Below are 12,703 nucleotides of genomic sequence, written 5' to 3'. Positions count from 1 at the left end.
ACTTTGCGTCTTCATTTCACCGCGTTCATGATAGCGCCCGCCATGTCCTTCAATGGAAGGACATGCGACACACACCCGAGCTCGATGGCCGCACGCGGCATGCCGAATACGACACAGCTATCTTCACTCTCCACGAAGGTGGAAGTTACGCCATCATCGGCCAAGCGGCGCATCATTCGGGCACCGTCGCTTCCCATCCCGGTTAAGAGCACGATATGGCGCTCAAGCTGGCGCAGCGGCAACAGCGACTCGAATAATATGTCAACGGAAGGACGATGACCGGAGCGCGGTTCGGATTTATTTAATGAAATGGCATAGTTGCCATCGGTTTTTTTGGTGACCGTCATGTGCAAACCGCCAGGAGCGATATACGCAACGTCCGCTTGCAAGACGTCCCCATCTTGAGCTTCTCTGACCTCTAGTTCGCTGTATGTATTTAATCGCTCGGCCAGCGACTTGGTAAAATTCGGCGGCATATGCTGAACGATGAGAATCGGAGCCCCCAAACCCTGCGGCAGATCCGTCAGCAGCTGCTTTAACGCGCGCGGTCCGCCGGTCGACGTTCCAATCGCCACGATATGCTCGAAGGAAGCTGCTCGCCCTTTCGCCGCTCCGACTCCAGACTTCCCCACGCCGGTTCGGGATTCCGGCTTCGCCCCCGCAGCGGTATCCGCGACAGGCTTCATAGAGCGGTGCCGAGTATCCAGCCCTTCTCCCGCACGATACTCATGCAAGCTTGGAGGAACCGCCTTCCTTGCCTGCCTGCTCGGCATCGTGTCCTCGAGGTTGTGCGCAGCCGTACGGCTTCTAGCCGGTGGAGGCAACGGCTGCTTCTCACGCGGAATCGAGCGGGATGCCTCCTTGGCTTTGGCGGCGGTGAGGGACGACTCCCTCGCGAGCCTCTGCTGCCGCAGCTGCTCGAGCTGCCGTCTTCGCTCCTCGGAAGCAATCGCTGTATGCAGCTTCTCGATTAGCATTTCGCCTACCTTGTAAATATCTCCGGTGCCTCCTGCCGGACTAGGCTTGCATACGAAGTCAAATGCGCCATATTCCAAGGCGGATAACGTCTCCGAACGTCCTTCTTCGGTCAAGCTTGATAACATGATTACCGGCGTAGGCGACTCAGCCATAATATGACGCAGCGCCTCGAGTCCATTTTGGACGGGCATTTCCACATCAAGCGTTACCGCATCAGGCTTTAATTCCTTTACTTTCTCCACCGCTTCCAGTCCGTGACGGGCTGTGCCCGCAATCTCGAAAGCAGGATCCTGTACAATTAAATCCGAAATAATGGTTCGCATGAAGGCCGAGTCGTCCACGACAAGCACTCTCTTCTTCGTTGCCAATTCTCATCACGCTCCATTGCTAGGGGTTGTCCAATTCGATCTCTTTTTGAACACGCACTTATTGTGTGGGCATCTCTCTATGATGACCAGCGCCGCAGCCAATTTCGAATAAATTGCTTCACTCCGCCGTTCGGTTCCACCGGATCCGAGCCGTTGATATAGGATTTCGCAAGCTCGCGGATTTGTAGGGACGCCTTGCTCTGCGGATACAGCAAGCAGAATGGCGTTTGCTTCTTCACGGCTTGCATGACATGGGGATCATCATACAGAACGCCCAATGTCGGTATCGATTGCTGCAAGAACCGCCGGGCGACAGACGCTAGCCGTTCAGCGGTCTGGCTGCCTTCTTTCCAATCGGCCGCCCGATTGATGATTAGCCTGAAGCTGGTGCCGTGACCCATGCCGTTCACAATTTTGATTAAAGCATAAGCATCCGCGATTGCCGTCGGCTCAGGGGTCGTCACCACAAACGTTTCATCCGCTGCCAAAATAAAGCGAATCGTTTCTTTGCTCAGACCGGCTCCAGTATCAAACAAGATGATGTCATAACGTTCGGACCAGCTCTCCATCTCGATGAGCAACCGGTCAATTTGCTCGGAAGGCAGCTCCAGCAAATCTTGAAACCCTGAACCGCCTGGAATGTAATGCATGCCCAGAGGCCCAATCTGGATAATGTCCTGCAGCGACTTGCGCTGCTGCACGACATGCGCCAGATTCGCCGATGCGGGACTTCCGAGAAGGACATCGATGTTCGCCATGCCGATATCAGCGTCAAAGACGAGCGTGCGATACCCCGCTTCCTGCAGCGATAGAGCAAAATTCAAAGTAAAGTTGGATTTCCCTACACCGCCCTTTCCGCTCGTTACGGTAATGACCCGTGCTCCGCCTGACTTCGGATGCCCGGGCGGCGGCGAATCGTTCGCATCAGACCGCTTTCTTTGCACTAATTTTCGCAATGCCTGCGCCTGGTCGTTCATCATGCATTAATCTCCTACGATCCAGCGCGCGACCTCGTCCACTTGAAACGATTTGATATCATCAGGCACGTTTTGACCCGTAGTGACGTAACTGAACGGAATCGAGATCCGATCCGCCAAGTTAAGCATTGAACCGTAGGTGTCCGTCTCGTCGGCTTTCGTAAAAATGATTCGGTCGACACGCTGTCTTGAGAAACGATTCAAAATGGACAGCATGTCTTCCGTCTTCGACGTCAGGCTAAGCACTAAAAATGTTTCGCTGTCAGGCAGCGGCTTGAGCATCGTGTTCAATTCGTTCACGAACATGTCGTTGCGGAAATTGCGCCCCGCTGTATCCATCAGGATGAGATCGCAGCCATCGAGCGCTTGCAGCGCCCGTCCCGTATCGCCCGGCGAGGTGGCGACTTCAATCGGCACGTTCAAGATGGAAGCATACGTTCTCAGCTGTTCAACAGCCGCAATCCGGTAAGTATCCGATGTGATAAGGCCGACCCGCCGCTGATGATGGAACATCTGATCCGCGGCAAGCTTCGCAATGGTCGTGGTCTTGCCGACACCGGTAGGTCCCACCATGTACACGATCCGAGTCGCGGATGTCAAGCCGTTCACTTCATGAGGCTGGAGCTGTTCCTTTACAATGTCGCGCACATAGGACCTTAGCATCGTCTGTTCAGGCTGCTCAATCCGGTTGATTTGGCATTTCTCCCACGCTTCCTGCACGATTCGGTAAGCCAGCTCGCTCGCTACGCCCTGATCCAGCAAGTTCTGCTTCACTTCCTGCACGCTGTCTGGCCAACTGTCGTGATCGACACGCTGCATCACTTTGCGCATCATGAGCTTCATTTCATTGAATTCATCGTGCCAGCTGTCATCCGCAGGCAAGCTCGCAGTGGCGGCTTCCTGCAGACGAGCCTGCAATACCGCATCTTGAAATGCGTTCACATCCCGCCGCCGCTCTTCTTCTTCCCGGGAATGAGGCAACACGCCGACAGAACTGGAGCCTAGCGACGGTCGTTCCTCTGACGCCCGGTTCACCGGCTTAGCCGCATTGTGCCGAGGTCCGGCAGGCCGGGCAGCGGTAAGAGCTTCTCTCTTACCGCTGTATGCCGAGCGCGCCATGGAAGACGACACGTATGATGTTGCGCCTGCTGCATCCTGAAGGGAAGACACGCTCGAACGCGCGCGGTCCGCCTTCTCCTGTTCGTCGACGGCGGCGACGACCTCGATGCATCTTTTGCGAAACATCCCGAGAAATCCGCCCGCCCGTATTTCCTTCGTGCTGACGATGACCGCATCCTGCCCTAATTCATGGCGAATTTGGCTCATTGCCTCCGGCATGGTGTCCACGATGTATTTTTTTACTCTCATACATTCACCACTCCGACGCTTTGAATTTCAACATTCGGTTCGAGCTCATTGTAAGACAGCACCGGTATATCCTGCATCGCCCGCTCCATTAACTGGCGCAAATACATGCGAATCGTTGGCGATGCAAGCACGATCGGGGAGTGCCCCGATTGCAGCAGCCGCTGTACCTGCTCGCTCACGCGCTGATACACTTGCTGAGTCATGCTCGGATCCATGACAAGGTACGATCCGTGCTCGTTCTGCTGCACGCTCTCGGCAATTTTCTTTTCAAGCGAAGGCCCTACCGTAATGACACGCAGCGTTTCGCCAGGTACGGCATACTGGTGCGTAATCTGACGCGCCAGCGCCTGGCGGACGTATTCCGTAAGCACATCGGGATCTTTTGTATATGTGCCATAATCGGCCAGCGTCTCGAAGATGGTTACCAAATCGCGAATCGATATTTTCTCCCGCAGCAGCTTCGCCAACACTTTCTGCACGTCGCCCACTGTCAGAACGTTCGGGATAAGCTCGTCGACAAGGGCCGGATATTGCTCTTTGACCGTTTCGATAAGAGATTTCGTCTCCTGACGTCCAACCAACTCGTGAGCGTGCTTTTTAATAATCTCCGTCAGATGGGTAGCAACGACGGATGGCGGGTCCACCACCGTATAGCCGGCAAGCTCCGCCCGCTCCTTCATCGTCTCATCCACCCAGAGGGCCGGCAGGCCGAACGCCGGCTCCATCGTTTCGATTCCTGACACCGAATCGTCCTCGTATCCTGGATTCATGGCTAAATAATGATTCAATAAAAGCTCTCCGCGAGCAACGGCATTCCCTTTGATTTTGATGACATACTCATTCGGCTTCAACTGAATATTATCGCGAATGCGAATGACCGGAACGACCAGCCCAAGCTCCAATGCGCATTGGCGGCGTATCATGATGATGCGATCCAGCAGGTCCCCGCCTTGCTGGGCATCTGCCAGCGGAATGAGCCCGTAGCCGAACTCGAACTCAATCGGATCCACCTGCAGCAAATTAATGACACTTTCCGGACTGCGCACTTCCTCGATTTGCTGTTCTTCCTCGAGCTGCTCGACTTCCTGCTGGCGAACGTCCATATTTTTCTGCATCCGATACCCGGCAACCGCGATAATGACTGCAAACGGAAGCGTCGGGCCTGGACCGATTGGCGTAAGCAAACCAAGCAAACTTATCGTTCCGGCGACAATGTACAACAATTTCGGATAGGCAAGCATTTGCGTGCTCAGCTCATCCGCCAAATTACCGTTGGAAGCGGCCCGGGTCACGATGAGGCCTGAAGCCGTCGAAATCAGCAATGCCGGAATCTGGCTGACGAGCCCGTCCCCGATGGACAGAATCGAATATGTGGAAGCCGCATCCGCGAAGCCCTTGCCATGCATGGCCATCCCAATGATAAATCCGCCGATTAAGTTGATCAGGAGGATGACGATACTGGCAATGGCGTCCCCTTTGACGAACTTACTGGCACCGTCCATCGCGCCGTAAAAGTCTGCTTGTCTTTCAATTTTTTCGCGGCGTTCACGCGCCTGCTTCTCATTGATAAGTCCTGCATTCAAATCGGCATCAATCGCCATCTGCTTACCTGGCATCGCGTCGAGCGTAAACCGGGCTGCCACCTCGGCAACGCGCTCCGCCCCTTTGGTGATGACGATGAATTGCACGACGACTAGAATCAGGAATACAACCAATCCGACGGCTATATTTCCCTGCGCCACCCATTGCCCAAACGTAGCTACCACATCGCCGGCTTCGCCGTGCGCGAGTATAAGCTTCGTTGTGGAAATGTTGAGGGCGAGTCGGAATAACGTCGTAATCAACAGCAATGCCGGAAATATGGAGAATTGCAGTGTCTCTCTCGTATTCATGGCAATAAGCAGAATCATTAATGCTATGGAGATGTTGATTACGAGCAAGATGTCTAACAACCAAGTCGGTATAGGCAAGACCATCATGAGCACGATACCGATGATACCGACTAAGACGACTAAATCTCTCGTTTTCACGGAGTGCACCCTCCATCCTGTTGGCTCAATTGACTTTGCCCTTCAATTTGTATACGTAAGCCAGCACTTCTGCCACGGCTTGGAACAAATCGGCTGGAACTGCATCGCCAATCTCTGTCCGTTGAAATAAGGCCCGGGCGAGCGGCTTGTTTTCCATGGTCAGTACGCCATGTTCCTTGGCGATTTGTTTGATTCGAAGCGCGACATAATCCTGACCCTTGGCTACGATTTGCGGAGCCTCCATCGCATTGCCGTCATAGCGAAGTGCGACTGCAAAGTGCGTCGGGTTCGTAATGACGACATCCGCTTTCGGAATCTCCTGCATCATGCGCATTAAGGCCATTCTGCGCTGCCGCTCACGAATCTTTCCTTTAATGAGGGGATCGCCCTCTGACTTTTTATGCTCATCTTTAATGTCTTGCTTGGACATGCGCAAGCTCTTCGCGAATTCGAATCGCTGATACATGTAATCGAATACGGCTAGAACGCAGAGTGCCGCGCCAATCTTAATCCCCAGCATAACAGTCAAATGTGCGGTATAGCCCAATATTTCACTTAACGGCACATGAGACATCATGATGATGCGCTCCCGTTCTCCCCATATCGATAAATACACGACAATTCCGATGATTGTCATCTTTAAAATCGATTTTAAAAATTCCACAACCGAGCGAAGAGAAAATATTTTTTTAAATCCCTTTATCGGGTCAATCTTGGAAAGCTGCATCTTGAGCGGTTCGCCCGTAAACAAAAATCCAACCTGCATATAATTCACGACGAGCGCAATGACGACCGAGACGACAAATACGGGCGCCAAAATGATCAACGCCTTGACAAAAAGGCTTCCGAAATAGTCCGTAACGTTGTATATGGTTACATCCATAGCAAGCCTGTGCCGAAACGAATCGGCGAACAAATCGAAAATTCGTTCTTTATAAAATCCGCCAAGCATCAAAAAAGAGAAAAAGCTGACCAGCAAAATGAATGAGCTGGAAAGATCCGTACTTTTAGCGACTTGACCTTTTTTACGAGCTTCCTGCTTTTTTTTCGGCGTCGCTTTTTCCGTCTTCTCCTGCGAGAACATCTGCAGGGAAAGTTTGTGCCGCAGCGTATGAGCGGTACTGTCGCACGGCACAATCCATTCTTCTGATTCTGGTGTTGGCATCATCTCGCCCCCTGCATCATGCGCAGCAACTGCTCCATCGCCTCGAACATGGAAGCGAACAGTTGCTGCAATACATAAACGAGGCCAGGCACGACGAGGAACAGCATGACTAGACCTACGATGATTTTAATCGGAATTCCGACTACAAAAATGTTGAATTGCGGTGCTGTCCGCGCCAAAAATCCAAGCGCCACGTCGGTAAGAAACAACGCGACAATAAGCGGCGCAGAGATTTGAAAAGAGATAATGAATGCTTGCGTAAACGACTGAACCAGAAATTCCGCCACATTTCCGTTCGCAATCTGCTGGAAGAACGAATTGTCATCCAGAGGCAGCCACTCAAAACTTTTCATGATTCCGTCGATAAAGTAATGGTGGCCGTTCATTCCAAGAAACAACAGCACGACAAATATGTACTTGAAGTTACCCATGACAGGCGCGCTGGCCCCGGTTAACGGGTCGATGACATTCGCGATGCCGAAGCCCATCTGAATGTCGACGAACGACCCCGCCGTTTGCACTGCCGTAAAGAACAATTGCGCCAAGAAACCGATAAGCAGGCCGATTAATACCTCGCGCACGATAATAACGATATACGTACCGTCAGCCGGAACCGTTTTTCCAAGCCCGAACAACAAATATGCAATCACGCTGATAAAAAACGCTAATCCGATCTTGAAGCGAAACGGCACGCCTCGCGAAGAAAAGACAGGAACGGCGACAAAGAATGCCGAGATTCGACACAACGTGAGCAAAAAAACAGGGAAAGCTTGTACGAGCGTTTCCATGACCTCACAGCCTAACCGATATAAAGATGCAAATTATTTAAAATGTTATGCGTAAAATCGACGACCGTAGTCAATATCCATGGTCCGAATACCAATATGGCTACCATGACCGCAATAATCTTAGGCACAAAAGCCAGTGTTTGCTCTTGAATTTGGGTCGTTGCTTGAAATACACTGATGAGAAGACCGACAACCAAAGCAATGGCCAGCATCGGAGCACTCACTTTCAGCACTGTAAACACCGCCTGCCCTGCCAAGCCGATAATAAACTCAGCACTCATTCCATTCCCTCCCGTGCGTCAAATGAGGCCTCACGTGTTAAAGCTCGCGAGGAGTGATTTCACAACGAGATACCAGCCATCCACGAGTACAAACAGCAATATTTTGAACGGCAGCGATATCATGACCGGCGGCAGCATCATCATCCCCATCGCCATCAACGTGCTGGCGACAATCATGTCAATGACTAGAAAAGGAATGAATATCATGAAGCCCATTTGAAACGCCGTCTTCAATTCGCTGATTGCGTACGCGGGCACGAGCACGGTTAAAGGAATTTCCTCATAGGTTTTCGGTTTTTCCGTTTTGGTGTACTTCATGAATAAAAGCAAATCTTTCTCGCGCGTATGCGAGAACATGAACTTCTTAATAGGGACAGCCGCTTTTTCCAACGCCTGGGTCTGATTCAATTCGCCTTTGAGATAAGGCTGCAAGGCGACTTCATTGACAGTTCCAATCGTTGGGGACATCACAAACAATGTAAGAAAGAGCGCTAGACCAATCAACACTTGATTGGGCGGCATCTGCTGCGTACCGAGAGAGGTACGGACGAATCCGAGCACAACCACGATACGAGTGAACGATGTCATCAGGACAAGAATGGCCGGCGCCAAGCTCAGCACGGTAATCATGAGCAGGATAGACAATGATGCCGTTCCCGGTTGTCCGCCACCGCCGCCGACTTTGATGTCGATGTCCGGAATGACAGGAGATGCTACCGCCCAGTGAGCCGCAAAGCTGGATAACAACAGCGTGACAGTTACAGATAGTAGCAATTTTTTATTCATGAATCCATCTACCGATCTTCATTGGTATCATCTTTCAGCAATCGTTCTACTTGATCGCTGCGTTTCGGCAATTGATCAAGCTTGGCGTGAAACATTTCGTGAAACGATACGGAAGACGGTTCCGCATCCTCTTGCTTGGTGTTGTTGCTTGAGGCTTTACGCCCTGCTCGCATACGGTTCATCAGCTCTGACCAAGAGGTTGGCCATGCCGCTGTTCTGGATGACTGTGCGCCCTCAAGACTCGCAATCAGACGCTCTGCTTGTTCCGGGTCGCTTACTTTGTCGATAAGCGTAATATCTTCCCCGATCCCCAGCACATAGACGACATCGCCAACTTCTACGATTTGTAAAGACTTATTCGGTCCGAGCCCGGTGCCGCCCAAAGTACGGATACTTTGATTCATTTGCCATATACGGTTCTTACGACTTAACAGCTTAATCAAGAGCACGATAAGTACAATGATTACAGCAAGCGACAACAACACGGTCAATACGCTGGATATGTAGTCCCCGACACCGGATGTTTGCATCATTTGACCGTTGTCTTTCATAAACTTATCCTAATGTCTTGTTAATGGCTTCAATTACGCGATCAGCCTGGAACGGCTTGACGATGAAGTCCTTCGCGCCCGCTTGAATCGCGTCGATGACCATTGCCTGCTGGCCCATCGCGGAGCACATAATGACTTTTGCGCTCGGGTCCATTTTACGAATTTCCTTCAACGCCGCAATTCCGTCCATTTCCGGCATCGTAATGTCCATTGTAATAAGGTCTGGTTTATGTTCTTTGTACTTTTCGATCGCTTGTGCACCATCTGATGCTTCTCCTACGACATCGAAACCATTCTTTGTTAAAATGTCTCGAATCATCATTCGCATGAATGCTGCATCGTCTACGATCAAAATACGCTTTGCCATCGTTGAGAATCCTCCCTAAATCTTATTGTAGTTTCTGAATACGATCCCACTGATTGATGATATCTGTGACACGAACGCCGAAATTCTCATCTATAACGACAACTTCCCCTTTTGCAATCAGTTTGTTGTTCACGAGAATGTCGACAGGTTCACCTGCCAGCTTGTCCAGCTCGATAATGGAACCTTGCGAGAGCTCCAAAATGTCTTTAATCTGTTTGTGCGTCCTACCTAATTCTACTGTGACCTTGAGCGGGATGTCCAACAATAAATTTAGATTAGATTCATCATTTTGTACATACGGTGCCGGCTGGAAATTAGCAAATTGCACAGGCTGCACGTTCAAGTTGCGCTGATGTGTCGCACCAAAAGCCGATGCGTTGCCGCCGTGCGCCTCCATATTCCCTGAAGGCATCGGAGCCGCTCCATAAGGCTGCTGCATGACATGCCCTCCTCCCATCATTGGATGGTCATACCCTGCCATTTGCTGCGGCGCAGCCGCTTCTGGAGCGGCATGGCTGGCAGGGTGAGCCGGAGGAGCCATCGGCATATCCGGCTCGACCTGCGCAGCAGATGCCGCTGCATCCGCTGCCCCTGCAGTGGCTTCCGCTGCATCCCCCATCAACATGCGAACCATGTTCTGAGCAAATGGAACCGTTAATATTTGCATAATTGTTGAATCAATCAGATCGCTAATTGTTAAGCGGAACGATACTTTGACGAGAACATTGTCATCGGGCAGCGTTTCAACACCCTGTCCGTTCGACATATTCAAAATACCAATCCCAGGCGGCGATATGTTCACCATGCGATTGAAGATAGTCGACATCGAAGTGGCCGACGATCCCATCATTTGGTTCATCGCTTCCTGCACGGCGCTAATATGAATTTCATTCAATTCTTGGCTATGATTCGTTCCATCGCCGCCAAGCATCAAATCGGCGATAACTTGGGCATCCGACGTTTTGATGACTAAAGAATTGACGCCCTCAAAGCCCTCTACATATCGAACGTGCACAGCCACATGCGGCTTTGGAAACTCATTTTCCAAGTTTTCACGCTTCAAAAGCGTAATTCGCGGCGTTGTAATCTCTACCTTTTTCCCTAATAGAGTAGATAGCGCCGTTGCCGCGCTGCCGAACGTAATATTTCCAATCTCGCCAAGCGCATCGGTCTCGATCGGATTCAAATATTGTTCTATGGAAGGAGTCTCGGCTTCCTCAGCAGACGGTCCGTCACTCGATATTTTTAACAATGCGTCGATTTCTTCCTGCGACAAGTAATCCTTACTCGTCATGCTCTTCCACTCCCTCATCCACGACTTGCTCGATTTGTACAGCTACACGATCTTTTATCACGCCAGGAGAACCTATATATTTCACGCGGTCACCCACTCGAATCATTAAGCCGTTGTCAACCGGTTTGTTCAATGCGATGACATCTCCGATGGACAACTGCATCATCTCATGCACCGTAATTTGAGATGTGCCCAGTTCAACGGAAATAGGCAATTTTGCTTTCGTCACCCGTTGGCGCAATTTTTCGACTTCAATCGGTTCCCGCGTTTTTTTCTCTGATACGAACCAATGATGAACCGAAAGCTTCGGCATAATTGGCTCAATCACGACGTGCGGAATACATAAGTTAATCATCCCCGTCGTATCTCCGATTTTGGTGCTGAGAGAGATAAGTGCGATCGTCTCGTTCGGTGATACGATTTGCATAAATTGAGGATTGGTCTCAAGCGCTTCGAGTCTTGGTTGAATATCAAGCACATTCTTCCAAGCTTCCTGCAAGCTGTCGAACGCCCGGCTAAAAATGCGTTCCATCACCGTCGTCTCAATTTCAGTTAAAGCATTAATTTTGGAGGGTGCCGTGCCAGCACCGCCCAGCATGCGATCCAGCATCGCATATGCTACGTTTGGATTCACTTCCAATACCATCCGGCCTTTGAACGGCTCTGCCTCAAAAATGTTTAAAATCGTCATTTTCGGAATAGACCGGATAAATTCATCATACGGCAGTTGTTCGACTTGAACGACGTTGATTTGCACAAATGTACGAAGCTGCGCAGAAAAATAAGTCGTTAAGTATCTGGCAAAATTCTCATGGATGCGTGTCAAACTGCGAATGTGGTCCTTTGAAAAACGAACGGCACGCTTGAAATCGTACGAACGGATTTTGCGCTGGGTTTCCTCTTTTTTCAGTTCCTCCGCATCCATTTCACCAGAGGACAGCGCCGCAAGCAGGGCGTCAATCTCGTTCTGCGATAGCACGTCTACCAATCGTTTCACCCCCTTACAGGATTCAGCTGCAACATGTGTGTCAGACGCCTTTAAATGCGAGTCAAGATGAAATCGGTTAAATCGACTTGAATCACTTTGCCTTCAGGCAATTCTTTGTTAATTAGTTCGAGCAGCTTCGAGCACAACTGATCTTGCCCCTTCATTCCTTGCAGCTCTTCCGGTTTCATATCAGCCAAAGTTCTCAAAATCAATGGCTTGATACGCAGATCTTTAATCTTGTCGAATTGCTCTTTTGTCTTCTTGTTGTCAAGCTGGAACGCAAAGCCCGTCAATGCGACATAATCGCGGTCGGCCAGGTTTGTTTTGATGTCACTCATGATCGATGTCATCTCTACAATCTCATCGGCCGATAATCTTGCGATATGAACATTCCCCTGCTGTGCTTGTCCCGCTTGCTGCTTGCCGCCTGAACTCGTAACCATAATGACGACAAGAGCGATAAGCGTTAGGGCGAGCAGCAGCGTAATCATCCACGGCAACATTCGTTTCATGATTGTCCCTCCGATAAATCTGTCTTCTTCGTCCCGGCAATAATTCCGACGGAACGTATGTATTGTTCAATAAGGCTAATGACTTCTGGGCCTTTTTCCAGCACAATGATCTTCTTCCCTGTCGTTAACGTGATGTACGTATCCGGCGTTTCTTCGACAGATTCAATGAGCAGCGCGTTCACCCAGATGGGCGACCCGTTGAGCCGTGTAACGGATATCATCCTATTCCTCCCTTACTGAACCGTCCGTA

The 12,703-nt window shown here is 50.7% G+C and carries 14 protein-coding genes; all 14 read right to left on the bottom strand.

Annotated features, from left to right (window positions below):
- Positions 1–11: 11 nt before the first annotated feature.
- The 14 genes from JSQ80_RS20820 to JSQ80_RS20755 all read right to left on the bottom strand — a co-directional run bounded on the left by JSQ80_RS20820 (position 12) and on the right by JSQ80_RS20755 (position 12,674).
- Entirely contained in the window at positions 12–1,346 is a 1,335-nt protein-coding gene (locus JSQ80_RS20820) for a protein-glutamate methylesterase/protein-glutamine glutaminase (protein WP_206096544.1), read from the bottom strand.
- Between the two features lie 77 nt (positions 1,347–1,423).
- Positions 1,424–2,326: a MinD/ParA family protein gene (locus tag JSQ80_RS20815; protein ID WP_087432857.1), complete on the bottom strand. Its 903-nt coding sequence runs from the start codon at positions 2,324–2,326 to the stop codon at positions 1,424–1,426.
- A 3-nt stretch (positions 2,327–2,329) separates the two neighbouring features.
- Positions 2,330–3,691, bottom strand: coding sequence for a flagellar biosynthesis protein FlhF (flhF, locus tag JSQ80_RS20810; RefSeq protein WP_206096543.1), 1,362 nt, complete (start codon positions 3,689–3,691; stop codon positions 2,330–2,332).
- Entirely contained in the window at positions 3,688–5,721 is a 2,034-nt protein-coding gene (gene flhA / locus JSQ80_RS20805; RefSeq protein ID WP_206096542.1) for a flagellar biosynthesis protein FlhA, read from the bottom strand. Before flhA ends, flhF begins: the two co-directional genes overlap by 4 nt.
- Before the next feature lie 25 nt (positions 5,722–5,746).
- The gene (gene flhB / locus JSQ80_RS20800; protein ID WP_206097670.1) at positions 5,747–6,886 is read right to left on the bottom strand and encodes a flagellar biosynthesis protein FlhB; all 1,140 of its coding nucleotides are present in this window, start codon (positions 6,884–6,886) and stop codon (positions 5,747–5,749) included.
- Complete coding sequence (gene fliR, locus JSQ80_RS20795; RefSeq protein ID WP_206096541.1) at positions 6,886–7,674, bottom strand: flagellar biosynthetic protein FliR; 789 nt, start codon at positions 7,672–7,674, stop codon at positions 6,886–6,888. Before fliR ends, flhB begins: the two co-directional genes overlap by 1 nt.
- A gap of 11 nt (positions 7,675–7,685) precedes the next feature.
- Positions 7,686–7,955 (bottom strand): flagellar biosynthesis protein FliQ, encoded by a 270-nt coding sequence (gene fliQ / locus JSQ80_RS20790; protein WP_087432852.1) that lies wholly within the window; start codon positions 7,953–7,955, stop codon positions 7,686–7,688.
- A gap of 30 nt (positions 7,956–7,985) precedes the next feature.
- A complete protein-coding gene (gene fliP / locus JSQ80_RS20785) occupies positions 7,986–8,741 on the bottom strand; it encodes a flagellar type III secretion system pore protein FliP (RefSeq protein ID WP_087432851.1) in 756 nt (251 codons plus the stop codon).
- A gap of 8 nt (positions 8,742–8,749) precedes the next feature.
- The gene (locus JSQ80_RS20780) at positions 8,750–9,292 is read right to left on the bottom strand and encodes a flagellar biosynthetic protein FliO (RefSeq protein WP_087432850.1); all 543 of its coding nucleotides are present in this window, start codon (positions 9,290–9,292) and stop codon (positions 8,750–8,752) included.
- Positions 9,293–9,296: 4 nt separating this feature from the next.
- Entirely contained in the window at positions 9,297–9,659 is a 363-nt protein-coding gene (locus JSQ80_RS20775) for a response regulator (RefSeq protein ID WP_087432849.1), read from the bottom strand.
- A 22-nt stretch (positions 9,660–9,681) separates the two neighbouring features.
- Complete coding sequence (gene fliY, locus JSQ80_RS20770) at positions 9,682–10,953, bottom strand: flagellar motor switch phosphatase FliY (protein WP_206096540.1); 1,272 nt, start codon at positions 10,951–10,953, stop codon at positions 9,682–9,684.
- On the bottom strand, positions 10,943–11,941 hold the full coding sequence (gene fliM, locus JSQ80_RS20765; protein WP_206096539.1) for a flagellar motor switch protein FliM: 999 nt from the start codon (positions 11,939–11,941) through the stop codon (positions 10,943–10,945). Before fliM ends, fliY begins: the two co-directional genes overlap by 11 nt.
- A gap of 50 nt (positions 11,942–11,991) precedes the next feature.
- On the bottom strand, positions 11,992–12,453 hold the full coding sequence (locus tag JSQ80_RS20760) for a flagellar basal body-associated FliL family protein (RefSeq protein ID WP_087432847.1): 462 nt from the start codon (positions 12,451–12,453) through the stop codon (positions 11,992–11,994).
- Entirely contained in the window at positions 12,450–12,674 is a 225-nt protein-coding gene (locus tag JSQ80_RS20755; RefSeq protein ID WP_087432846.1) for a flagellar FlbD family protein, read from the bottom strand. The genes JSQ80_RS20760 and JSQ80_RS20755 overlap by 4 nt, the downstream gene beginning before the upstream one ends.
- Positions 12,675–12,703 lie beyond the last annotated feature (29 nt).

This window comes from Paenibacillus apiarius (genome assembly GCF_017052585.1).
Classification (GTDB): Bacteria; Bacillota; Bacilli; order Paenibacillales; family Paenibacillaceae; genus Paenibacillus_B; species Paenibacillus_B apiarius.
The sequence above is the reverse complement of the archived record's forward strand: the minus strand, read 5'-3'. Positions and strand labels throughout refer to the sequence as shown.

Coding starts and splice junctions, on each gene's coding strand:
- JSQ80_RS20815 (WP_087432857.1), bottom strand. CDS start 2,326: ATGATGAACGACCAGGCGCAGGCATTGCGAAAATTAGTGCAAAGAAAG.
- flhF (WP_206096543.1), bottom strand. CDS start 3,691: ATGAGAGTAAAAAAATACATCGTGGACACCATGCCGGAGGCAATGAGC.
- flhB (WP_206097670.1), bottom strand. CDS start 6,886: ATGCCAACACCAGAATCAGAAGAATGGATTGTGCCGTGCGACAGTACC.
- fliR (WP_206096541.1), bottom strand. CDS start 7,674: ATGGAAACGCTCGTACAAGCTTTCCCTGTTTTTTTGCTCACGTTGTGT.
- fliQ (WP_087432852.1), bottom strand. CDS start 7,955: ATGAGTGCTGAGTTTATTATCGGCTTGGCAGGGCAGGCGGTGTTTACA.
- fliP (WP_087432851.1), bottom strand. CDS start 8,741: ATGAATAAAAAATTGCTACTATCTGTAACTGTCACGCTGTTGTTATCC.
- JSQ80_RS20780 (WP_087432850.1), bottom strand. CDS start 9,292: ATGAAAGACAACGGTCAAATGATGCAAACATCCGGTGTCGGGGACTAC.
- JSQ80_RS20775 (WP_087432849.1), bottom strand. CDS start 9,659: ATGGCAAAGCGTATTTTGATCGTAGACGATGCAGCATTCATGCGAATG.
- fliY (WP_206096540.1), bottom strand. CDS start 10,953: ATGACGAGTAAGGATTACTTGTCGCAGGAAGAAATCGACGCATTGTTA.
- JSQ80_RS20760 (WP_087432847.1), bottom strand. CDS start 12,453: ATGAAACGAATGTTGCCGTGGATGATTACGCTGCTGCTCGCCCTAACG.
- JSQ80_RS20755 (WP_087432846.1), bottom strand. CDS start 12,674: ATGATATCCGTTACACGGCTCAACGGGTCGCCCATCTGGGTGAACGCG.